26 protein-coding genes, 1 tRNA gene and 1 other RNA gene are annotated in these 22,730 nt (G+C 39.2%); 18 read left to right on the forward strand and 10 right to left on the reverse strand.

Annotation, left to right across the window (positions count from 1 at the left end; all coding sequences use genetic code 11):
- Nucleotides 1-250 precede the first annotated feature (250 nt).
- The 8 genes from clpP to DN394_RS08530 form a co-directional block, all read right to left on the reverse strand.
- Entirely contained in the window at nt 251-832 is a 582-nt protein-coding gene (gene clpP / locus DN394_RS08495) for an ATP-dependent Clp endopeptidase proteolytic subunit ClpP (protein WP_001049163.1), read from the reverse strand.
- Nucleotides 833-1,072: 240 nt separating this feature from the next.
- A complete protein-coding gene (locus DN394_RS08500; protein ID WP_046955590.1) occupies nt 1,073-1,942 on the reverse strand; it encodes a DUF421 domain-containing protein in 870 nt (289 codons plus the stop codon).
- A gap of 20 nt (nt 1,943-1,962) precedes the next feature.
- The gene (locus DN394_RS08505; RefSeq protein ID WP_000215899.1) at nt 1,963-2,169 is read right to left on the reverse strand and encodes a DUF1657 domain-containing protein; all 207 of its coding nucleotides are present in this window, start codon (nt 2,167-2,169) and stop codon (nt 1,963-1,965) included.
- A gap of 11 nt (nt 2,170-2,180) precedes the next feature.
- Nucleotides 2,181-2,531 carry a stage V sporulation protein AE gene (spoVAE, locus tag DN394_RS08510; protein WP_000575918.1) on the reverse strand — a complete coding sequence of 117 codons (351 nt, stop codon included), beginning with the start codon at nt 2,529-2,531 and terminating at the stop codon, nt 2,181-2,183.
- The gene (gene spoVAD, locus DN394_RS08515) at nt 2,528-3,544 is read right to left on the reverse strand and encodes a stage V sporulation protein AD (RefSeq protein WP_149293737.1); all 1,017 of its coding nucleotides are present in this window, start codon (nt 3,542-3,544) and stop codon (nt 2,528-2,530) included. Before spoVAD ends, spoVAE begins: the two co-directional genes overlap by 4 nt.
- Nucleotides 3,545-4,021: a stage V sporulation protein AC gene (gene spoVAC / locus DN394_RS08520; protein ID WP_000095399.1), complete on the reverse strand. Its 477-nt coding sequence runs from the start codon at nt 4,019-4,021 to the stop codon at nt 3,545-3,547. It lies immediately after the preceding gene.
- A gap of 29 nt (nt 4,022-4,050) precedes the next feature.
- Complete coding sequence (locus tag DN394_RS08525) at nt 4,051-4,536, reverse strand: YhcN/YlaJ family sporulation lipoprotein (protein WP_046955592.1); 486 nt, start codon at nt 4,534-4,536, stop codon at nt 4,051-4,053.
- 93 nt (nt 4,537-4,629) lie between these two features.
- Entirely contained in the window at nt 4,630-4,836 is a 207-nt protein-coding gene (locus tag DN394_RS08530) for a DUF1657 domain-containing protein (protein ID WP_000216166.1), read from the reverse strand.
- Between the two features lie 205 nt (nt 4,837-5,041).
- On the opposite strand from DN394_RS08530, the gene DN394_RS08535 reads away from it, so the two are divergent.
- From DN394_RS08535 to eno, 11 genes are all read left to right on the forward strand, one after another.
- The gene (locus tag DN394_RS08535; RefSeq protein WP_149293738.1) at nt 5,042-5,395 is read left to right on the forward strand and encodes a YxeA family protein; all 354 of its coding nucleotides are present in this window, start codon (nt 5,042-5,044) and stop codon (nt 5,393-5,395) included.
- 155 nt (nt 5,396-5,550) lie between these two features.
- A tRNA-Arg gene (locus DN394_RS08540) sits at nt 5,551-5,626 on the forward strand.
- Between the two features lie 180 nt (nt 5,627-5,806).
- Nucleotides 5,807-6,103 (forward strand): hypothetical protein, encoded by a 297-nt coding sequence (locus DN394_RS08545; RefSeq protein ID WP_149293739.1) that lies wholly within the window; start codon nt 5,807-5,809, stop codon nt 6,101-6,103.
- A gap of 272 nt (nt 6,104-6,375) precedes the next feature.
- A complete protein-coding gene (rpoN, locus tag DN394_RS08550; RefSeq protein WP_149293740.1) occupies nt 6,376-7,683 on the forward strand; it encodes an RNA polymerase factor sigma-54 in 1,308 nt (435 codons plus the stop codon).
- Between the two features lie 9 nt (nt 7,684-7,692).
- Nucleotides 7,693-7,938, forward strand: coding sequence for a glutaredoxin family protein (locus DN394_RS08555; RefSeq protein ID WP_000869731.1), 246 nt, complete (start codon nt 7,693-7,695; stop codon nt 7,936-7,938).
- A gap of 135 nt (nt 7,939-8,073) precedes the next feature.
- Nucleotides 8,074-9,102, forward strand: coding sequence for a gapA transcriptional regulator CggR (cggR, locus tag DN394_RS08560; RefSeq protein ID WP_001258183.1), 1,029 nt, complete (start codon nt 8,074-8,076; stop codon nt 9,100-9,102).
- Between the two features lie 26 nt (nt 9,103-9,128).
- Nucleotides 9,129-10,133, forward strand: coding sequence for a type I glyceraldehyde-3-phosphate dehydrogenase (gene gap, locus DN394_RS08565; RefSeq protein WP_000161234.1), 1,005 nt, complete (start codon nt 9,129-9,131; stop codon nt 10,131-10,133).
- 139 nt (nt 10,134-10,272) lie between these two features.
- Nucleotides 10,273-11,457: a phosphoglycerate kinase gene (locus DN394_RS08570; protein WP_001036333.1), complete on the forward strand. Its 1,185-nt coding sequence runs from the start codon at nt 10,273-10,275 to the stop codon at nt 11,455-11,457.
- 32 nt (nt 11,458-11,489) lie between these two features.
- Nucleotides 11,490-12,245: a triose-phosphate isomerase gene (gene tpiA / locus DN394_RS08575; RefSeq protein WP_001231045.1), complete on the forward strand. Its 756-nt coding sequence runs from the start codon at nt 11,490-11,492 to the stop codon at nt 12,243-12,245.
- Entirely contained in the window at nt 12,242-13,771 is a 1,530-nt protein-coding gene (gene gpmI / locus DN394_RS08580; protein ID WP_001231145.1) for a 2,3-bisphosphoglycerate-independent phosphoglycerate mutase, read from the forward strand. Before tpiA ends, gpmI begins: the two co-directional genes overlap by 4 nt.
- A 30-nt stretch (nt 13,772-13,801) precedes the next feature.
- Nucleotides 13,802-15,097 (forward strand): phosphopyruvate hydratase, encoded by a 1,296-nt coding sequence (eno, locus tag DN394_RS08585; RefSeq protein WP_000103948.1) that lies wholly within the window; start codon nt 13,802-13,804, stop codon nt 15,095-15,097.
- A gap of 50 nt (nt 15,098-15,147) precedes the next feature.
- Here the strand turns inward: eno and DN394_RS08590 are convergent, their stop codons facing one another.
- The gene (locus DN394_RS08590) at nt 15,148-16,098 is read right to left on the reverse strand and encodes a nucleoside hydrolase (protein ID WP_046955593.1); all 951 of its coding nucleotides are present in this window, start codon (nt 16,096-16,098) and stop codon (nt 15,148-15,150) included.
- Between the two features lie 334 nt (nt 16,099-16,432).
- On the opposite strand from DN394_RS08590, the gene DN394_RS08595 reads away from it, so the two are divergent.
- The 5 genes from DN394_RS08595 to rnr all read left to right on the forward strand — a co-directional run bounded on the left by DN394_RS08595 (nt 16,433) and on the right by rnr (nt 21,289).
- The gene (locus DN394_RS08595) at nt 16,433-16,801 is read left to right on the forward strand and encodes a CidA/LrgA family holin-like protein (RefSeq protein WP_000673212.1); all 369 of its coding nucleotides are present in this window, start codon (nt 16,433-16,435) and stop codon (nt 16,799-16,801) included.
- Nucleotides 16,798-17,490, forward strand: coding sequence for an LrgB family protein (locus DN394_RS08600; RefSeq protein WP_000078299.1), 693 nt, complete (start codon nt 16,798-16,800; stop codon nt 17,488-17,490). The genes DN394_RS08595 and DN394_RS08600 overlap by 4 nt, the downstream gene beginning before the upstream one ends.
- A 94-nt stretch (nt 17,491-17,584) precedes the next feature.
- A complete protein-coding gene (secG, locus tag DN394_RS08605; RefSeq protein WP_000557264.1) occupies nt 17,585-17,818 on the forward strand; it encodes a preprotein translocase subunit SecG in 234 nt (77 codons plus the stop codon).
- 161 nt (nt 17,819-17,979) lie between these two features.
- Complete coding sequence (gene estA / locus DN394_RS08610) at nt 17,980-18,720, forward strand: carboxylesterase (RefSeq protein WP_170930161.1); 741 nt, start codon at nt 17,980-17,982, stop codon at nt 18,718-18,720.
- A gap of 142 nt (nt 18,721-18,862) precedes the next feature.
- Nucleotides 18,863-21,289, forward strand: coding sequence for a ribonuclease R (gene rnr, locus DN394_RS08615; protein ID WP_149293741.1), 2,427 nt, complete (start codon nt 18,863-18,865; stop codon nt 21,287-21,289).
- Nucleotides 21,290-21,370: 81 nt separating this feature from the next.
- Here the strand turns inward: rnr and DN394_RS28910 are convergent, their stop codons facing one another.
- The gene (locus DN394_RS28910; RefSeq protein WP_176522699.1) at nt 21,371-21,541 is read right to left on the reverse strand and encodes a hypothetical protein; all 171 of its coding nucleotides are present in this window, start codon (nt 21,539-21,541) and stop codon (nt 21,371-21,373) included.
- A 123-nt stretch (nt 21,542-21,664) separates the two neighbouring features.
- Between DN394_RS28910 and smpB the strand changes: the two genes are divergently transcribed.
- Nucleotides 21,665-22,132 carry an SsrA-binding protein gene (smpB, locus tag DN394_RS08620; RefSeq protein ID WP_001123908.1) on the forward strand — a complete coding sequence of 156 codons (468 nt, stop codon included), beginning with the start codon at nt 21,665-21,667 and terminating at the stop codon, nt 22,130-22,132.
- 125 nt (nt 22,133-22,257) lie between these two features.
- Nucleotides 22,258-22,612: a transfer-messenger RNA gene (gene ssrA / locus DN394_RS08625) on the forward strand.
- The last annotated feature ends 118 nt before the right edge of the window (nt 22,613-22,730 follow it).

The raw sequence follows: 22,730 nt of genomic DNA on the forward strand, positions 1-22,730 counted from the left end.
TTTGTTGTTTGTAGTTTGTTGTTGGGGGTCGGGTATGTAGGCGGTGCATGCTTGTCGAGGATTGTCGGTAAGTCGATAAGTTGTGTCGAATCGTCGATATATTAAAATAATCGCCGATATAATTGGAGTTACGGTCGATATATTTGAAAAATCGTTGATATATTTAGGGGTATACTAGGTGGGGTATGCACGTGCGGAGGTTTAATTATAAAAAAAGCGCCCTGTAAGAGGGCGCTTCCGCTTTTAAGTATTAACGATTTGTAAAGATCTTATCGATTAAGCCGTATTCTAGAGCTCTTTCAGCTGTCATGAAGTTGTCGCGGTCTGTGTCGCGTTGTAGTACTTCAAGTGGTTGACCTGTGCGGTCAGCAAGAATTTGGTTTAGTTTTTCACGTAAGAATAGGATACGTTTTGCAGCGATTTCGATTTCAGTCGCTTGACCTTGTGCTCCGCCAAGTGGTTGGTGAATCATTACTTCACTGTTTGGAAGTGCATAACGTTTTCCTTTTTCACCTGCTGCAAGTAAGAATGCACCCATAGATGCAGCCATACCGATACAGATTGTTGATACTTGTGGTTTAATAAATTGCATTGTATCGTAAATTGCCATACCTGCTGTGATAGAACCACCAGGGCTATTGATGTAGATGTGAATATCTTTTTCTGGATCTTGAGATTCCAAGAATAAAAGCTGGGAAACGATTGAGTTAGCTACGTTGTCATCAATTGCACTACCAAGCATAATGATGCGGTCTTTTAATAGTCGAGAGTAAATATCGTAAGCGCGTTCTCCACGATTTGTTTGTTCAATTACTGTAGGAATTAAATTCATCTGTTATTTCCTCCTTCTAAAGCTTTCTTAGTCTTATAATACAATTATGGTCAATAAAGGTCAAACGAAACCACTTTAAATCAAAAAAATATGTAGTTGTACCATGAATTATTCGCTATGTTTTTGAAATTCCCTGCTTATGTATCTTCAACATCATAACCGAATTACATAAATTTAAACGTCATGAAATCTGTAGTAAAAAGAAAAGAACGCCTTTTTACTGAAGCGTTCTTGTGATATCTATTCTTTTAAAAGATAGGTTACTTTATTTAAAATCTTTTCGATGTGTTTCGCGTTTTTACTATACATTTCGCTTGCTGATTTCGACTTTGTTTCTAGGGAAAATAGTTCAAGATCAGCATGACATTTTTTTAAAGATGCTAATAATAAAGGCTTGTTTTGAGGAGAAGGCATTTGTAGTTTGTCATTATAAATGTCGATAGTAAGTTGTCCGTATGAATCCACTTGACCGAGAAAGACATTTTCAATAACAACACCGAGCTTTTCTAGTTCAGAATGTAACCAAGCGCGGTTATGTCCACTAGAGGATAGAGGTTCATCTAAGACATTGCCATCCATAATAACAGTTTGTGGTTCTTTTTCATTCGGTACTTTTAAGCCAACGTCTTTTGCTGTAAGTGGTTGGCGATCTTTCTTCAATAATACATTTAATTCTCCGCTCGGTTCTAGTACGGCAAATTCAACATCAGCTACGCTGAAAGCATTTTTTCCACGGAGTAGTTCTAGTAATTCGTCACTTGTATATTTTTCTTTCTTTAAGTTATCTTCGAGTATTTTTCCATCTTTTATTAATACGGTAGATTTCCCTTCAAAGAAGTCGCGAGCTGTTTTGTTCTTTAAGGAGAGGATTCCTGTGAAAAAAGGTACCACAGCGAAAATGAGTATCGCAAAGACGCCGTGGAAAAATTTTGAATCGAGCCCTGTAGATACTTGGGCAGCGATGTCACCGATTGTCATTCCGGCTATGTATTCAAAAAAGGAGAGCTGAGAGATTTGTCTTTTCCCTAACCATTTCGTAATAGCGAATAAAATAATTAATATGAATACAGAGCGAAGAATGACAAGTGTCCATTCCGGCAGGTGAGACATAGTCATTTCCTCCAGTCTACTTAAAACCCTTTATATTGAGGTTCTTCACGTTCTAATAATGAAACTCTATTCTGTAAATCAGCGATGATGCTGTCCATTTCTAACATACATTCATGAAATACGCGTTTTGATTCCGCGTCCTGTGAATGTAGTGAGAGGGAGCTTAAACTTGCTTGAGCGCCCCTTACACTAGCAAGGCAGGTTTTAACGCTAGCGATAACTGTCATACAAACACCTCTTATCCTTTCGGTTTGAATAGTAATGCACCAATGAATCCGAATATGATAGCAGCAGAAATACCAGCGCTTGTTACTTTAAACATTCCGGTAATGACGCCAACGATGCCGTGTTTTGCAGCTTCTTCCATTGCGCCGTGAACGAGGGCATTACCGAAACTTGTAATAGGTACAGTTGCCCCGGCTCCAGCAAAGTCGATTAATGGTTCATACAGGTTGAATCCGTCCAGTATAGCACCGGCAACAACGAGTGTTGCCATTGTATGAGCGGGTGTTAGCTTGCCGACATCAAACATAAGTTGGCCAATTACACATATGAGTCCGCCGATGACGAAAGCCCAGAAAAAAATCATTGCGTTGCACCTCCAAATTCAATCGAAACGGCGTGAGCGATACACGGAATCGTTTCTTCTTGTTGGAATGTAAGTGGAGATAGTAAAGCGCCTGTCGCAACGACGAGTATTTTTTTGAATTCTCCCCTTTTCATTCGGTTTAATAAATGACCGTACACGACTGTTGCGGAACATCCCGGTCCGCTAGCGCCAGCTATGACAGGTTGCCCTTCTCTATAAATGAGTATGCCGCAATCTTGAAACTTTTCGCTCGTTACTTTCGTTCCGTGTTTATGTAGTAAGTCATAAGCAATTTCGCGACCGACATGTCCAAGATCACCTGTTACAATTAAGTCGTAATAAGAGGCGTCAATTTGTCGTTCGTGTAAATGGGCTTCAATCGTATCGACAGCCGCTGGGGCCATCGCACCACCCATATTAAAAGGATCTGTTAATCCCATATCAATCACTCGTCCGATTGTGGCAGATGTTACTCTAGGACCATGTCCAGTGTCGCTTAAAATAGCCGCACCTGCCCCGGTTACTGTCCATTGTGCGGTAGGCGGTTTTTGACCGCCGTATTCAGTTGGATATCGGAACTGCTTCTCTACAGCGGCGTTATGACTAGATGCCCCAGTTAATAAATATTTTGCGCCTTTTGCATTTACAATGCTTGCCCCGAGTGCTAATCCTTCCATAGAAGTAGAACAAGCGCCAAATAATCCGAGATATGGTGTTCCGAGTGTACGGCAGGCAAAGCTTGTTGGAGTGATTTGATTAATTAAATCTCCTGCAAGTACGAATTGAATATCGTCTTTACGAAGCTTGGCTTTTTCAGTAGCGCGACTACAAGCTTCTTCGAATAAAATTTTATGGGCTTTTTCATAGGAATCCTGTCCGAGCCATAAATCTTCATGAAGGATATCGAAGTCTTCTGGAATGTTTCCTTTTGCTTCAAACGGTCCACCAACGACTCCTGTCGAAATAATAACGGGTTTATTTTCAAATACCCACGTTCGGTGTCCTTGTAACATTTATAGCCCTCCCCATTGAACGAGAATCGTTTTAATAAGTGCGATGACGAAAGCTGAAAATACACCAAACAAAATAACAGAGCCGGCTAATTTAAACATATTTCCTCCAACGCCGAGTACGAACCCTTCTGTTCGGTGTTCGATACATGCGGCAATAACAGAGTTACCAAATCCAGTAACGGGTACAGCTGTGCCTGCTCCAGCAAACTGCCCAAAGCGGTCATATATACCGAAACCAGTTAGTAACATGGAAATGAAAATGAGAGTTGCGACTGTTGGATTTCCTGCTGAACGCTCAGTGAAGTCAAAATATGTGATATAAAACGTAGAAATGAGTTGTCCGATGAAGCAAATAAAACCACCGACGAAAAAGGCTTTAATACAATTTTTCAAGACAGGGCGCTTCGGTTCGCGTTCTTGCTCGAATTTTTTATACTCTTGTTGCACAGGGGTTAAGTTCTTATCTTTACTAGACATTGCGATCCTTCCTTTTCTATTAAAAAGCGTTAAGTGTTAGACTCCATTTTTTTCCCAATGAGTTTTAATTGCTTATTGATCTCGTCTTTAGATACTTCTTTTTTCTTAATTTTGCTCTCAAGCTTTTCGAGTAACATAAAGATTTTTTTATCAGTACTTACACGAACATCGAAAGTAGGATGCTCATCACTTAGCTGCTTTTGAAGCTTCTTACGCAGAGGCTTTAATCCAAACCTTTCGTGATGTTCAGGTAGAACTGCTATGTAGAGATCCAAATTTGAATTCACTGCTGTGCTTTTTGTAATTTCATCCATAGCGAGAGCCCTTTTCTTGGCTCCTTGTGATATAGATTGATTAAAGGATTCCGTACTCGTCTTTGTTAATTTAGGACCTTTTTCTTTCTCCGTTCGTTTTGCTTCTTCTTTCACTTTTTTATCTAAGGGACTATTATCACATCCGGTAAAAGAGCTAAATAGAAGGGCAAATAATGCGGTTATGAGACCGAGTTTTCGCATGATTATCATTCCATTTCTATTGCAATATGTAATGTGATAGAAAAAGGATGACTGCATATCATCCTTTTTCTATTTCACAGCATGACGAATCCGTTATTGCTGTGAGTATTGTGGTTCTTCTTGTTGGACTTCTTCAACGCGTGGGTTTAAAGAATCGATAATCGTTTGTGTTTGCTGCGCAGCTGTTTGAAAAAGTTGCTTTGCTTGTTGGTTATCCGTATCAAGAGCGAATCCCTCTAAGCTAGCTTGTGCACTTTTTAATCCAGAAACAGTTTGCTTTAATTTCGTAATTACAGTCATTGAATGAAGCCCCCTTTGGAATATCAATTCAAAGATTATAATTTGTGAGTTGGGGTGAATTTATGATTGGAAAATTTAGGGGTGTTACATGTGTGGATTACAATTTTGTAATGAACATGTAAGGGAAAGCGATAGTGGAAAAAAACTTTTTCTCCTAGAATAAAGAAAGTAAAGCAAGTTAAAAGGACATTTGAAGGAGAGAAAAATGAAGAAATTATTATTAGGTTTAATTGGACTTTTTATATTAGTTATTGGTGTGGCAAGCTTTTCTCATAATGAGGTGACTGATAGATATAATCCGCTTGTGAAAGAAGACTTTGTATATGTAAAAGCGAAAGAATCTGGCCGACTATCTACAGTTGGAGAGGTAGCTGGAGACTATAAACTTACTGGTTATTACGCTTCGGGCGAAGGAAGAGATGTTAAGTTTTATGCACCTCGTGGGCTTAGAGAAGGAGCATATGTAAAGGTTAAAACGAAAGGTGAGTATATCGAAACGTACCAAGAAGTACAACCGGATGAAATTCCAAAAGAGATTAAAGAGAAACTAGAGAAATAAGACCGTTAAGAATTGCCTCCTAAATGTAGAAAATAGGGGGCGTTTTTATGCAGGAAATATCGTATATACAATGTGCTATCAAAGAGTTTTTATTGATTTAAATGGTTTTTATTGCTATTATTATGGAGAGAAAATGAAGTGTATTTTATAATCATGCGCCCATAGCTCAGTCGGATAGAGCGGTGGTTTCCGGTACCACGTCTGCCGGGGGTTCGAATCCCTCTGGGCGCGTTATGTATTGTTGGTGTTACGTGTTGAAAATAAATAGTACATCTAAAACAACCCCTTGTATGTGATTAGAAATAATCGTGTATAGGGGGTTTTTGTTATGGCCATACAAGGTACTTCTGTTAATTTTGTAATGAGCTTATACTAAAATTATCTAAAAATTATAGTATGAGGGGATTGCAGGTGCGTAAAATTAGTGGAAATTTAAGCATTTTAGGGGATAACGAACGTAGAACCGTTGCTGTATCTGATTCTGGTGAAATTACAGGCGATGAGATGTTGAAATTCATGTTAAATATGGAATTGCACTATAAAGAAATTGATAGGGATTGTTTTGGACTTAGTCACTATTTGCCTAGCGGAGACTACCATAAGGATTTAATAGCGATTGTCTTTACGGCTGAAATGATGTTAGACGACATGGAATTAGAAGGTGAATGGCCTGCTGAAGAAGGGGATGTTATATTTAACGAAGCATAATGAATCTATCTGCATAAAAAGGTCTGCACTTAAAAGTATAAGTGCAGACCTTTTTATTAACACTTGTTATATCTGGTGATAAGATTTACTATTAGTATGTGGTAATAATTTTTTATCGTGCTATTATTTTCTTTCAATATTATTCAAATTTCGGTTGTAAGTTGTAAATCTCATTAATACATATAAATTAATAATATTTTGGAATGGGTGTCTGTGATAGCATTCTCCTTTTACCAAACTTATTGTACAATAGAAACAAGGGGGAGATTAGTTTGAAGGCAAGTCTTTTACAAGAACAAAGCTTACGTTTGGCAATGACACAAGAGTTAAGGCAAGCGATTACAATGCTCCAGTATAATGTACAAGAATTATCGGAGTTTTTGTATGAGCAATCGTTAGAGAATCCCCTTATTGAGTTAGGTGGTTTTGAGAGGGAGAAGAAAAAGAGCTCTAACAACAGTAAAAGTACCAGCAAACAAGTCGAGAATCAGATGGAAATCTACAGTGTAGATTCAACAACGATTCAGCAACATTTATTAAATCAAATACAGTATTATAAAATAGATGAAGAAGAGCGAAAAATAGCTTCTTTCATTATTATGAACATGGATGGAAATGGGTATTTACAAGAAACGAACGAAGAGTTAGCGGATCTCCTTTCCGCACCGATTCATGAAGTCGCCCGCTTTGTAGAGCTTGTCCAATCACTCGAGCCAGCAGGGGTAGGAGCGCGTAATATTCAGGAATGTCTAACTTTACAATTGAAGCGCTTACAAAGACGGAATGGATTAGCTGAAGAGGTTATAGAGGATCACTTCGCTTATTTCGTGAAGAAAGATTGGCGAAAGCTCGTTCAAGTGTTGAAGTGTAGTAATGAAGAATTGCAATCAGCAGTGAACTGTATTACGTCATTACAGCCGAAACCAGGTCTTGCGTTTTCTTCTGATAAACCACTGTATATCGTGCCTGATATGGCGGTGAAAAAAGATGGTGATCGTCTCGTTTTACAAATGAACGAGAGAAATATGCCGAGAATTGAAATTCATTCTGAGTATAGTGCGCTTCTGAATAATAGTGAAAGTGAAGTAGCATCTTATGTATCAGAAAAGTATCAGCATGTGCAGTGGATTATGCGCAGTTTAAAACAGAGAAAACAAACGCTTCTGCAAGTGATGACTATTATTATGGAAAAACAACGTGATTTCTTCTGGGAAGGTCCAGAATATTTAAAACCGCTTGCTTTAAAAGAGGTAGCGGAAGAGTTAAGTGTGCATGAATCTACAATTAGTCGTGCAACACGAAATAAATATGTGCAAACACCACATGGTTTATTTGAGATGAAATCTTTCTTTAGTAATGCTGTTTCGACTACTGAAGATGAAGCAGTTTCTACAAAGCTTGTGAAACGTTTTATCCAAAAGCTTGTTGAGGCGGAGAATAAGAAAAAGCCACTTTCAGATCAAAAGATTTCAAAATTATTAGAAGAAGAGCATGAAATCGTTATTTCTCGAAGAACAGTGGCAAAGTATAGAGAACAAATGCACATTCCAGCGTCATCATTACGAAAAACGATCGGATAGGTGAAGAATATGAAAGTTGTACTGTATACAAAAAAGGATTGTGGCCTTTGCGTGCAGGCGAAACAAGTTTTAGAGGAAGTACAATGTGAATATTCTTTTCAAATCGAGGAAATAAATATATATGAAGATAATGACCTTTTAGAAAAATATCATCTAATGATTCCGGTGGTAGAAATAGGCGGAAAACAAGTAGAATATGGTAACATTCACAAAGGTGTCATAATAAACTATATAAAGAATGCAGTTAAGAGTTGAATAAGTTTCTATCTCCTGTTACAATAATACACGTAGCAGGGATTATTTTTTTAACCTATGTGGGACACAAAATGTCACTACGGGACGTAAAGTGACCACGAGGGAAAATGAACCAATGTAGTGAGGAGAAAAGATATGCGCTCATGGATTCAGAACACAAAAAAATTATTACCTGATCTGCTACCTGTTATGCAAACGAGAATGCAAATTCTTCAATACATTAGGCTCATGCAGCCGATTGGAAGAAGAAACTTGTCAGCAAGTCTCGGTATGACAGAACGAGTATTGCGAAGTGAAGTTCAAGTTTTGAAAGAACAAAACTTAGTTCACGTCGCTTCTTCTGGAATGACTTTGACAGAAGAAGGAACAGCTTTAGTTCTTGCTTTGGAAGACTTTATGAAAGAAATTTCCGGGTTAAAGGTTTTAGAAAAGCAACTTAAGGAAACATTAGACTTGGATGAAGTTTTCGTTGTCCCTGGTGATAGTGATGAATCACCTTGGGTCAAACTGGAGATGGGCCGTGCTTGTGTGACTTGTATAAAAGACCGTCTGACAGCGAATAATATCGTTGCTGTGGCTGGAGGAACTACGCTAGCTGCTGCTGCGGACATGATGCAGCTTGATTGCAAAGATTTACATATGCTATTTGTCCCAGCGCGTGGTGGAATTGGAGAGGGTGTTGAATTAGAAGCCAATACCATTTGTGCCAAGATGGCGCAAAATACGATGAGTAATTATCGCTTATTGTATGTTCCAGACCATGTTAGTAGCGAAGCATATGCGTCTATTGTGACAGAGCCTTCCGTGAAAGAAGTTCTTGAGTTGATTCGATCTTCCAATATCGTCATTCATGGAATAGGTGATGCGTTAACAATGGCACGTCGCAGAAATACTTCAGAAGCAGATTGGTTAAAGATTCAAGCAAGCGAAGCAGTAGGCGAAGCTTTCGGTTACTACTTTAATGAACAAGGAAATGTTGTTCATAAAGTAAGAACAGTTGGTATGCAACTTGAGGATTTACAACATGTATCTCACGTTGTTGCAGTCGCTGGAGGTTCTTCAAAGGCAAAGGCAATACAGGCTGTAATTAAACAAGGGCACACTTCAATTCTAATTACAGATGAAGGTGCAGCAAAACAGTTAACAAAGGGTATTACCCTTTAATATAATCCCCCAAGGAGGAAATTCAAATGACTAAAATTGGTATTAATGGATTTGGACGTATCGGACGTAACGTATTCCGCGCAGCTCTTAACAACTCTGAGGTAGAAGTAGTAGCAATCAACGACTTAACAGATGCTAAAACATTAGCTCACCTTTTAAAATATGACACAGTTCACGGAACTTTAAATGCAGAAGTATCTGCTAACGAAAACAGCATCGTTGTTAACGGTAAAGAAATTAAAGTTATCGCTGAGCGTGACCCAGCTCAATTACCATGGAGCGACTACGGAGTAGAAGTAGTAGTAGAATCTACTGGCCGTTTCACTAAAAAATCAGACGCTGAAAAACACTTAGGTGGATCAGTTAAGAAAGTTATCATCTCAGCTCCAGCTTCTGACGAAGATATCACTGTAGTTATGGGTGTTAACCACGAACAATATGATGCAGCTAACCACAACGTAGTATCTAACGCTTCTTGTACTACAAACTGTCTAGCTCCATTCGCTAAAGTATTAAACGAAAAATTCGGCGTAAAACGCGGAATGATGACAACAATTCACTCTTACACTAACGACCAACAAATCTTAGACTTACCACACAAAGATTTACGTCGTGCTCGTGCAGCAGCTGAAAACATGATCCCAACATCTACTGGTGCAGCTAAAGCTGTAGCATTAGTATTACCAGAACTTAAAGGTAAATTAAACGGTGGAGCTGTACGTGTTCCAACTGCTAACGTTTCTCTTGTTGACTTAGTTGTTGAACTTGACAAAGAAGTAACAGTTGAAGATGTAAACGCAGCATTCAAAGCAGCAGCTGAAGGCGAATTAAAAGGTATCCTTGGATACAGCGAAGAGCCATTAGTATCTATCGACTATAACGGATGTACAGCTTCTTCTACAATCGATGCATTATCTACAATGGTAATGGAAGGTAACATGGTTAAAGTACTTTCTTGGTACGATAACGAAACTGGTTACTCTAACCGCGTAGTAGACCTAGCAGCATACATGACTTCTAAAGGTCTTTAATTCTTAATTATATAAGTAATCAATGACAAAACGAGGGAGAGGGTTTGTTCCCTCTCTCTCTTCTTTCGTTTTAAAAGCAAATGTGTTAAGCTTTTGAGTGGGTTTTGTCAATCCTAACTAGTAGTCGGAGGGAAATCCAATGAACAAAAAATCAATTCGTGACGTAGATTTAAAAGGTAAGCGTGTATTTTGCCGCGTTGATTTCAACGTACCTATGAAAGAAGGCAAAATTACAGATGAAACTCGTATCCGTGCAGCTCTTCCTACAATTCAATATTTAGTAGAGCAAGGTGCGAAAGTTATTTTAGCAAGTCACTTAGGCCGTCCAAAAGGTCAAGCAGTAGAAGAATTACGTCTTACTCCAGTAGCAGCACGTTTAGGCGAGCTTCTTGGTAAAGATGTTAAAAAAGCAGACGAAGCATTCGGACCAGTTGCACAAGAAATGGTTGCAGCAATGAACGAAGGCGACGTATTAGTTCTTGAAAACGTACGTTTCTATGCGGGCGAAGAAAAGAACGATGCAGAACTTGCGAAAGAATTTGCAGCTCTTGCTGATATCTTCGTAAACGATGCATTCGGTGCAGCTCACCGTGCTCACGCTTCTACAGCGGGTATCGCAGACTACCTACCAGCAGTATCTGGATTATTAATGGAAAAAGAGTTAGATGTACTTGGAAAAGCACTTTCTAACCCAGAACGTCCATTCACAGCTATCATCGGTGGTGCGAAAGTAAAAGATAAAATCGGTGTAATTCGTCATCTATTAGACAAAGTAGATAACTTAATCATCGGTGGCGGACTTGCTTACACATTCGTTAAAGCTTTAGGTCATGAAATTGGTCTATCTCTATGTGAAGACGACAAGATCGAACTAGCTAAAGAATTTATGCAACTTGCAAAAGAAAAAGGCGTAAACTTCTACATGCCAGTTGATGTTGTAATCACAGAGGAATTCTCTGAAACTGCAACAACTCAAATCGTAGGTATCGACTCTATCCCTTCTACTTGGGAAGGCGTGGACATCGGTCCTAAAACACGTGAAATTTATGCAGATGTAATTAAAAATTCTAAGCTTGTTGTATGGAATGGACCAATGGGTGTATTCGAAATGACTCCATTCGCAGAAGGTACAAAAGCAGTAGGACAAGCATTAGCAGATGCAGAAGATACATACTCTGTTATCGGCGGTGGTGACTCTGCAGCAGCTGTTGAAAAATTCGGTATGGCTGATAAAATGAGCCACATTTCTACTGGCGGCGGTGCGTCATTAGAATTCATGGAAGGCAAAGAGCTTCCAGGTGTAGTTTGTCTTAACGACAAATAAGTAGCAGCCAAAGAAAAAGGACGGTGCAAAGCATGCGTAAACCAATTATCGCAGGTAACTGGAAAATGAATAAAACTCTATCTGAAGCAGTTAGCTTCGTAGAGGAAGTTAAAGGTCAAATCCCAGCAGCTTCAGCTGTTGATGCAGTAGTTTGCTCTCCAGCTTTATTTTTAGAGCGTTTAGTAGCTAAGGCTGAAGGAACTGATTTACAAGTAGGTGCACAAAACATGCACTTCGAAAAAAATGGTGCATTCACTGGCGAAATTAGCCCAGTAGCACTTAGCGACTTAAAAGTAGGCTACGTAGTACTTGGCCACTCTGAGCGTCGTGAAATGTTTGCTGAAACAGATGAGTCAGTAAACAAAAAGACTCTTGCAGCATTTGAACATGGTTTAACACCAATCGTATGTTGTGGTGAGACTTTAGAAGAGCGCGAAAGCGGAAAAACATTTGATCTAGTAGCAGGTCAAGTGACAAAAGCACTTGCAGGTTTAACAGAAGAGCAAGTTAAAGCAACTGTTATCGCTTATGAGCCAATCTGGGCTATCGGTACAGGTAAATCTTCTTCTTCTGCAGATGCAAACGAAGTATGTGCGCACATCCGTAAAGTTGTTGCAGAAGCTGTTTCTACAGAAGCTGCAGAAGCTGTTCGTATTCAATACGGCGGTAGCGTAAAACCAGAAAACATTAAAGAGTATATGGCACAATCTGACATCGACGGCGCTTTAGTTGGCGGTGCTAGCTTAGAGCCTGCTTCGTTCTTAGGTCTTCTGGGGGCGGTAAAATGAGAAAGCCAACAGCTTTAATCATTCTTGATGGTTTCGGACTACGTGAAGAAACTCATGGGAATGCTGTAGCACAAGCTAAGAAACCTAATTTTGATGGTTACTGGAACAAATTCCCTCACACAACGCTTACAGCTTGTGGTGAGGAAGTAGGTCTTCCAGAAGGTCAAATGGGTAACTCTGAGGTTGGTCACTTAAATATCGGTGCCGGCCGCATCGTATATCAAAGCTTAACACGCGTAAACGTTGCGATTCGTGAAGGTGAGTTCGATCAGAACGAAACTTTCCAAAATGCAATTAAAAGCGTAAAAGAAAAAGGTACTGCTCTTCATTTATTCGGTTTACTTTCTGATGGTGGTGTGCACAGTCACATGAACCATATGTTTGCTCTTCTTCGCTTAGCAGCAAAAGAAGGCGTGGAGAAAGTTTATATCCATGCATTCTTAGACGGCCGTGATGTTGGACCACAAACAGCAAAAGGTTATATCGATGCAACAAATGAAGTAATTAAAGAAACAGGAGTAGGACAATTCGCGACTATCTCTGGTCGTTATTACTCTATGGACCGTGACAAGCGTTGGGATCGCGTAGAAAAATGTTACAGTGCTATGGTGAATGGTGAAGGCCCTACTTATAAATCAGCAGAAGAGTGTGTAGAAGACTCTTATGCGAACGGTATCTATGATGAATTCGTATTGCCGTCTGTAATTGTTAACGAAGATAACACGCCAGTTGCAACAATCAATGATGATGATGCAGTTATCTTCTATAACTTCCGTCCAGACCGTGCAATTCAAATTGCTCGTGTATTTACAAACGAAGACTTCCGTGAGTTCGATCGTGGTGAAAAAGTACCTCACATTCCTGAATTCGTTTGTATGACACATTTCAGTGAAACTGTAGATGGTTACGTGGCATTCAAGCCAATGAACCTTGATAACACATTAGGTGAAGTTGTTGCGCAAGCGGGATTAAAGCAACTTCGCATCGCGGAAACTGAAAAGTATCCGCACGTTACATTCTTCTTTAGCGGTGGTCGTGAGGCTGAATTCCCAGGAGAAGAGCGTATTTTAATTAACTCACCGAAGGTTGCAACTTATGACTTGAAACCTGAAATGAGCATTTACGAAGTAACGGACGCTTTAGTAAATGAAATCGAAAATGATAAACATGATGTTATCATTCTTAACTTTGCAAACTGTGATATGGTTGGCCATTCTGGGATGATGGAACCAACAATTAAAGCAGTAGAAGCAACTGACGAATGTTTAGGAAAAGTTGTAGAAGCGATTCTTGCAAAAGATGGTGTAGCACTTATTACTGCTGACCATGGTAATGCTGATCAGGAGTTAACTGCTGATGGTGGACCAATGACAGCTCATACAACTAACCCGGTTCCTTTCATCGTTACAAAAAATGATGTAGAGCTTCGTGAAGGTGGTATTTTAGGAGATATCGCTCCAACAATGCTTACGCTTTTAAATGTGGAACAACCGAAAGAAATGACAGGTAAAACAATTATTAAATAATTTGCTTATATAAAAAGGAGAGAATTTATTATGTCAACAATTATTGATGTTTATGCTCGCGAAGTCCTTGACTCTCGTGGTAACCCAACTGTAGAAGTAGAAGTTTACACAGAAAGCGGCGCTTTCGGACGCGCTATCGTACCAAGTGGTGCATCTACTGGTGAGCACGAAGCAGTAGAATTACGTGACGGTGACAAATCTCGTTACCTTGGTAAAGGTGTTCTAAATGCAGTAAACAACGTTAACGAAGCAATCGCTCCAGAAATCGTTGGTTTCGACGTAACTGACCAAGCTGGTATCGACCGTGCTATGATCGAATTAGATGGCACTCCAAACAAAGGTAAACTAGGCGCTAACGCTATCCTTGGTGTATCTATGGCAGTAGCTCACGCAGCAGCTGACTTCGTAGGTCTTCCATTATACCGTTACCTTGGTGGATTCAATGCAAAACAATTACCAACTCCAATGATGAACATCATCAACGGTGGTTCTCACGCTGATAACAACGTAGACTTCCAAGAGTTCATGATCTTACCAGTTGGTGCTCCAACATTCAAAGAATCAATCCGTATGGGTGCTGAAGTATTCCATGCACTTAAAGCTGTATTACATGACAAAGGTCTTAACACTGCAGTAGGTGACGAAGGTGGATTCGCTCCAAACCTTGGTTCTAACCGTGAAGCATTAGAAGTAATCATTGAAGCTATCGAAAAAGCTGGTTACAAAGCTGGCGAGAACGTATTCTTAGGAATGGACGTTGCTTCTTCTGAGTTCTACAACAAAGAGACTGGTAAATATGACCTTGCAGGCGAAGGCCGTACTGGCTTAACTTCTGCAGAAATGGTTGATTTCTACGAAGAGCTTTGCAAAGACTTCCCAATCATCTCTATCGAAGATGGTTTAGACGAAAACGACTGGGATGGTCACAAATTATTAACTGAGCGTATCGGTGATAAAGTACAATTAGTTGGTGACGACTTATTCGTAACTAACACTCAAAAACTTGCTGAAGGTATCGAAAAAGGTATCTCTAACTCAATCTTAATTAAAGTTAACCAAATCGGTACTTTAACTGAGACTTTCGAAGCTATCGAAATGGCTAAACGTGCTGGTTACACAGCAGTTGTATCTCACCGTTCTGGTGAAACTGAAGATGCTACAATCGCTGACATCGCAGTTGCAACTAACGCTGGCCAAATCAAAACTGGTTCTATGAGCCGTACTGACCGTATTGCTAAGTACAACCAATTATTACGCATCGAAGACGAACTAGGCGAAATCGCTGTTTACGATGGTATCAAATCTTTCTACAACATCAAACGATAATTGTAGAAAATAATGACAGACCGTGAGAAATCACGGTCTGTTTTTTTATGTTAAAATTGCTCACCCGTCATAAGTGACATGAAATGTTTAAAGAAGCGGTTATAATCAAAATCAATTGCGATTTGATGACTTGGCCAATCAATAAATGGCTTAGATTCTCCTAAAGAACGAAATTCCCCTATGCTTGTTCCTTGTGCATAAGATTCTGTCATGACAACGATAGGTGACTTGTGATACGTAAACATAGAGTTATCAAGTAAAGCGAGTATTGGCATTGTGTCATGGAAGGGGCTCCCCTTTAAATGCGGTAAGGCGTCTTTATAATATCCGTAGTAATAATGATTGAATAACGGTTTGACGAGTGGGGCTTTTCCTTTTGCTTCAATGTATTCAGCCATTTCTGGTGTAATGATGGAATACTGAGTGACGTTTAATGGATAGATGTACATGTTAGGTGAGGATTGAAGGACTATATTAGCGGCAGTAGGATCGCCATAAAAGTTTGCTTCGGAAATAGGGGTAACATTACCAGGATGTAAAAAGGCACCGCCCATTACGTAGTAAGATTTAACTTGCTTCATGAGCTGTTTACATAAGATGAATAAAATTGCTAGGGAGGTAAGTCTGCCTAAACTAACAATGATTAATTCATCTTTATACTGTTCAATAAGAGGAATAACTTCGAAAAAATTCTCCATTTCTCCGTTAGTCACATGTCCCTTTGGAATAATTGGCCCGAGCCCCTGTTTCCCGTGTACTTCCGTAAAGAAAGCAGGAGGGGCGCCAGTAAGTGGGCGTTCTGATCCACCAAATATCTTGATATTTCTATCCTTTGCTTCGTTCTTAAGAAAATGAGCGTTTTGTACGGCCATTTCTTTTGGAACATTGCCGTAATCAGCAACGATGCCGACGATTTCTATTTCATCAATAAAGAATGCTAAGAGGAGAGCCATCGTATCATCAATGCCAGGATCACAAAAAATAAGAACTTTTTTTGGCATATGTTCACCACCTATTTTGTTTATCCCGTAAAAGTCCGATTGTAGGGATGAAGAAAACTACCCCTAATGAAAGTTTCACTTTATTATATGTAAGCTTAAGGATAAAAAGATTATTTTATTGAAATAACAACCTTTAAAATTCAGAAAATAAAAACTTTTTATATTAGGTCAAGGTTTTTGACGTAATTTTCGTCTGAAAATCCAGTCATATCAAGGTTGTAAGCGTCTAACATAAGCTATTTTTGCTGTCAAGTTGATAAATTGCAGCTTTTTACAATTTATACTATGATAAAGATATTAAGAGAAGATCGTATAAACATGAGGGATGATGAACATGAAATTTACAAAGATTCTTGTCCAAATTGCAGCTCTTTACGTTTTTTATATGGTTGGAAATTGGGTACAAGAAGTGTTAAATATTCCGATTCCAGGAAGTTTGATTGGAATGTTCCTCTTACTTGTTTTACTTAGCCTAAAAGTCCTTCCAGTGAAATGGTTCGATTTAGGAGCAGAAACACTCGTTGCTATTATGCCGTTTTTATTAATTCCGCCAACGCTTGGCCTAATGAATTACGGTGCTTTTTTTATGAGTAAAGGAATTTCTCTTTTCATTACAATTGTAGCGAGTACATTTTTAATTATTATTGTCGCAGGACATACAGGACAATATCTTGCGAATAGAAAGGAAAGAGAGTCGCGATGAGCCAAATATTAATCGGAATCGGTTGGGTTCTTTTTACGGTGCTATTATACCAATTATCTAAAAAAATCTATAAATTATTTCCAACACCATTCACCATTCCAATGCTTGTAGCAACAGGATTAATGGCTTTCTTATTTATCATGCTTGATATACCATATCAACATTATATGGAAAGCGGTGGTGGCTGGATTGCAAAACTGCTGGGACCCGGTGTTGTAGCATTTGCAATTCCTCTTTATAAACAACGTCACGTTCTGCAAAAATATGTTGTACCGATTGCTGGTGGCGTATTAGTAGGGACAACAGTTGCAATCGCAAGTGATTTTGCCATTGCATCACTTATGGGAACAGATAAAAGCTTAATTTTATCTTCTTTACCAAAATCGGTGACAATGCCAGTTGCGATGAGTGTTTCAGAGCAAGTTGGTGGTGTACCGTCATTAACAGCAGCTTTCGTTGTTATCGCAGGTATTACTGGAACGATTACCGGCCCACTTTTATTAAAATGGAGCCGCGTTACAAACTCAGTTGGTAAAGGTATCGGATTTGGATGTGCTTCTCATATTATGGGTGTAATGAGAGCGATGAAAAATAATGAACATGAAGGTGTTATTGGATCGGTAACAATGACATTAACAGCAATTTTGACATGTTTGCTCGGGCCGTTATTTGCAATGATGTTTATGTAATAGAAGAAAAGCGAGAGCGACTCTATAGCTCTCGCTTTTCTATAGAATTTATGCTACAGTTAAAATAACTGAATCTTTGTAGGAGGTACGCCAAGTGCATACGTTATTATCCGTTTTACTTATTATTGTATCGATTTTAATGATTGTTATGGTACTTATGCAGTCTAGTAATAGCTCAGGCCTTTCAGGTGCAATTTCAGGCGGTGCAGAGCAATTATTTGGTAAGCAAAAAGCACGTGGAATTGAAGCGGTATTAAACCGTATTACAATTGTTTTAGCTGTATTGTTCTTTGTATTAACAATTGGTGTTACGTACTTCAATTTATAGAATTGAAAGAAGAAGCGTTAGTAAGTTGTACTAATGGTTCTTCTTTTTTTATTTTGCCATTTGAAAGATGTTTCTAATTAGATTATAGAAATATAAATATGGTACACTAGATATAGAAAGAATACGACTAGATTACAGAAGAGAAAGAGGAGAAGTACATGATGAAATTAGCATCTCCGAAACCATTTACATTTGAGGGTGGAGACCGCGCTGTTTTATTACTACATGGTTTCACAGGAAACTCAGCTGATGTACGTATGTTAGGGCGTTTCTTAGAGAAGAAAGGCTACACTTGTCATGCGCCAATTTTTAAAGGGCACGGTGTACCACCAGAAGAGCTTGTTCATACAGGTCCTGAAGATTGGTGGCAAGACGTAATGGAAGCATATCAGCTTTTAAAAGATAAAGGCTTTGAGAAAATTGCTGTTGCTGGATTATCACTTGGCGGCGTATTTTCTTTAAAATTAGGTTATACAGTACCGGTTTTAGGTGTAGTACCAATGTGTGCACCAATGTATATTAAGAGTGAAGAAACGATGTACCAAGGTATATTGGCATATGCCCGCGAATATAAAAAACGTGAGCAAAAATCACCAGAGCAAATCGAACAAGAAATGTTGGAATTCCAAAAGACACCGATGAATACATTAAAAGCATTACAACAATTAATTGCTGACGTACGTAACAATGTGGATATGATTTATGCACCTACATTTGTTGTACAAGCGCGTCATGATGAAATGATTAATACAGATAGTGCTAACATTATTTATAACGGTGTAGAATCTACGTTAAAAGACATTAAATGGTATGAAGACTCTACGCATGTCATTACACTTGATAAGCAACGTGACGAGCTACATGAGGATGTATATAACTTCTTGGAGCAACTAGATTGGTAAGATCTAGTTGCCTCTTTTTTTCATAAGGAATTTTTTGTGAAAACTGTAAAAATCATTAGGGGAGTATTAAAGTTTCGCTTTATACATCCCGAGTCTTTCGGATACACTAAATAATATAAGGGTTTAAAGGAGGTATTTCTGCTTGGAAGAAATCATACAAGAAAATATTGATAAGTTGTTATTATTTATGAGAGAAGAAGCGTATAAACCGCTAACGATACAAGAGTTAGAAGAGGCATTTGGAATTGAAGGTTCTGAGGGCTTTAAAGATTTTGTAAAGGCACTTGTAACGATGGAAGAGAAGGGACTTGTTATTCGCACACGTAGTAACCGTTACGGTCTTCCTGAAAAGATGAATTTAGTACGCGGTAAATTAATTGGACATGCACGTGGCTTTGCATTCGTTGTACCAGAAGAGAAGAAAACCGGAGACGATGATCTTTTCATCCCACCTACAGAGTTAAACGGTGCACTTCATGGCGATACAGTATTAGCGCGTGTTAGCGCACAATCAAGTGGATCACGCCAAGAAGGTTCAATTGTACGTATTTTAGAGCGCGGCACGAAAGAACTAGTTGGTACATATACAGAATCGAAAAACTTTGGATTTGTTGTACCTGACAATAAGCGTTGGACGAGTGATATCTTTATCTTGAAAAGTGCATCAATGGGTGCTGTAGAAGGCCATAAAGTAGTTGTGAAAATTACGAGCTATCCAGAGAATCGTTTAAGTGCAGAAGGTGAAGTTATTCAAATTCTAGGTCATAAAAATGATCCAGGAGTAGATATTTTATCAGTTATCCATAAACATCATCTACCTTTAGCATTCCCTGAAGAAGTGATGGAGCATGCAAACAGTGTACCAGAAACGATTTCAGAAGAAGATTTAAAAGATCGCCGTGACCTGCGTGACCAAATGATCGTAACGATTGACGGTGCAGATGCGAAAGATTTAGATGACGCTGTTACAGTAACGAAGCTTGAGAACGGTAACTACAAGCTTGGTGTTCATATTGCGGATGTAAGTCATTACGTTCAAGAAGGTTCTCCAATTGATGTAGAAGCAGCGGAAAGAGCAACGAGTGTATATCTTGTTGACCGTGTAATTCCGATGATTCCGCATCGTCTGTCTAACGGTATTTGTTCATTAAATCCGAAAGTAGACCGTCTGACGTTATCTTGTGAAATGGAAATCAACAACTTAGGTGATGTTGTAAAGCATGAGATTTTCCAAAGTGTGATTAAAACGACAGAGCGTATGACGTATGCTGACGTAAGAAGCATTTTAGAAGATGAGGACGAAGAGTTAATCAAACGCTATGAGCCGCTCGTACCGATGTTTAAAGAGATGGGTCAATTGGCACAGATTTTACGTGAAAAACGTATGCGCCGTGGTGCAATTGACTTTGACTTTAAAGAAGCGAAAGTATTAGTAGACGAAGAAGGTAAACCGACAGATGTTGTCATGCGTGATCGTTCTGTATCAGAGAAGTTAATTGAAGAATTTATGCTTGTTGCGAACGAAACAGTAGCAGAGCATTTCCACTGGATGAACGTACCATTCATGTACCGTGTCCATGAAGATCCGAAAGAAGATAAGCTGGAGCGTTTCTTCGAGTTTGTAACGAACTTCGGATACGCAGTAAAAGGACGTGCGAACGAAATACATCCTCGTGCGTTGCAACAAATTCTTGAAATGGTTCAAGGACAGCCGGAAGAAGTAGTTATTTCAACAGTAATGCTTCGTTCAATGAAGCAAGCGCGTTACGATGCGGATAGCTTAGGACATTTCGGTTTATCAACAGAGTTCTACACACATTTCACATCACCAATTCGTCGTTATCCAGATACAATCGTTCATAGATTAATTCGTGAATACATCATTAACGGTAAAGTCGACAACGAAACACAAGCAAAATGGCGTGAAAACTTACCTGAGATAGCAGAGCACTCTTCTAATATGGAACGTCGTGCTGTTGAAGCGGAACGTGAAACAGACGAAATGAAAAAAGCAGAGTATATGGTTGATAAGATTGGCGAAGAGTATGACGGTATGATTAGCTCTGTAACAAACTTCGGTTTATTCGTAGAGCTTCCAAATACGATTGAAGGTCTTGTACACGTTAGCTACTTAACGGATGATTACTACCGTTATGACGAGAAACATTTCGCAATGATTGGAGAACGTACAGGTAACGTATTCCGCATCGGAGACGAAATTACAATTCGTGTTATTAACGTAAACAAAGACGAGCGTGCTATCGACTTTGAAATCGTTGGCATGAAAGGTACGCCTCGTCGTAAGTTCAAAGATCGTCCAGTCGTTATCGAACAGCCAAGAACAGGCAGAAAGAAACGCGGTGGACGTAGCGAACGTAGTAATGAGCGCGGCACAGGAAGAAAGTTTGATCGTGGTGGACAAGGAAAAGGAAAAGGATCCGCATCAGCATCAGCATCCACATCCGCTAGTCAGCCAGGGAAAAAAGATGGTAACGGTAATGGTAAGAAGAAAAAAGGCTTCTTTGAAAATGTACCAGGATTCAAGAAGAAAAAGAAAAAGCGTAAGTAAGAGAAGAGAGGCTTCGCTTTGATGAAAAGCGGGGCTTTTTCTTTTTTATTGGTGGCTTGAGAGCGAGCCACTTTCGCTTTTTTAATGGAATCTAGCTACAGTGGCTAGAATGTTCGGCGGCTTCGCTTCTTCCCGAGAGGCAAAGAGCGCCTCAAGGTCAGAAGCTCCATCCACCTCACATTCTGAGCGAGCCACTTTCGCTTTTTTTAATGGAATCCAGCTACAGTGGCTAGAATCTATTGGCCATTTCACTCCCTCGGACGAAGCAAAAAGCGCTTCTCTGTCGGGAGTTCCAATGTCCAAAGATTCTGAGCGAGCCACTTTCGCTTTTTTATAACATTTGTTACAATAGTAAAAATAGAGGAGGGACGTTATATGCCAAAAGGTTCAGGTAAGGTTATTGCACAAAATAAAAAAGCATTTCATGATTATTTCATTGAAGAAACATACGAGGCAGGGCTTGTCCTTCAAGGAACGGAAATTAAGTCGATTCGCGCTGGACGCGTAAACTTGAAAGATGCGTTTGCACGTGTACATAATGGTGAAGTATGGGTACATAATATGCATATTAGTACATATGAGCAAGGGAATCGTTTCAACCATGATCCGCTTCGCACGAGAAAGTTACTTCTTCATAAAAAAGAAATTGAGAAGTTAACGGGTGCTTCAAAAGAAACAGGCTATGCATTAGTTCCAGTTAGAATTTATTTAAAAAATGGATTCGCGAAAATGGCACTTGGTTTAGCAAAAGGTAAAAAGCAATATGATAAGCGTAACGATTTAAAAGAGAAAGAAGCAAAACGTGAAATTGCACGCGCGTTCCGTGATCGTCAAAAGATGTAATACAGATATTTACATTTGTAAAACGACGCGCGTATGTTATAATAACTTATGTAAGATTGTTGCACATTGAAAAACAGCTCTTAGTAGCTATCACGATATTTCTTCGTATGCTCCATTTTTATCATGGGGACGTTACGGATTCGACAGGGATAGTTCGAGCTTAGGTTGCGAGTCGAGGGGATCGGCCTCGTTAAAACGTCAAAGCCTATAATTGGCAAACAAAACAATCTTTCTTTAGCTGCTTAATTGCACTAAAGGTTCCTCCCTCCATCGTCCATGTGGTAGGGTAAGGGACTCAAACTAAGTGGACTACGCCGGAGTTCGCCGTCTGAGGGCGAAGGAAGAGAACAATCAGACTAGCAACTTGGAAGCCTGTCGATAGGCCGAAGAGTTCGCGAAATGCTAATATATCGACTACACTCGTAGAAGCTTAAGTGCCGATATTTTTGGACGTGGGTTCGACTCCCACCGTCTCCACCAATACATATTTGGTGGTTTTTTTATTTTGTGTGATTTGAACCATAACTTTGCCGTTTGGGCAAGGTTATGGTTCTTTTTGTTTTTAGAAAAACATTATAGGGAATAACTAATTTCTTAA

The organism is Bacillus sp. BB081 (assembly GCF_008368895.1).
GTDB lineage: Bacteria > Bacillota > Bacilli > Bacillales > Bacillaceae_G > Bacillus_A > Bacillus_A wiedmannii.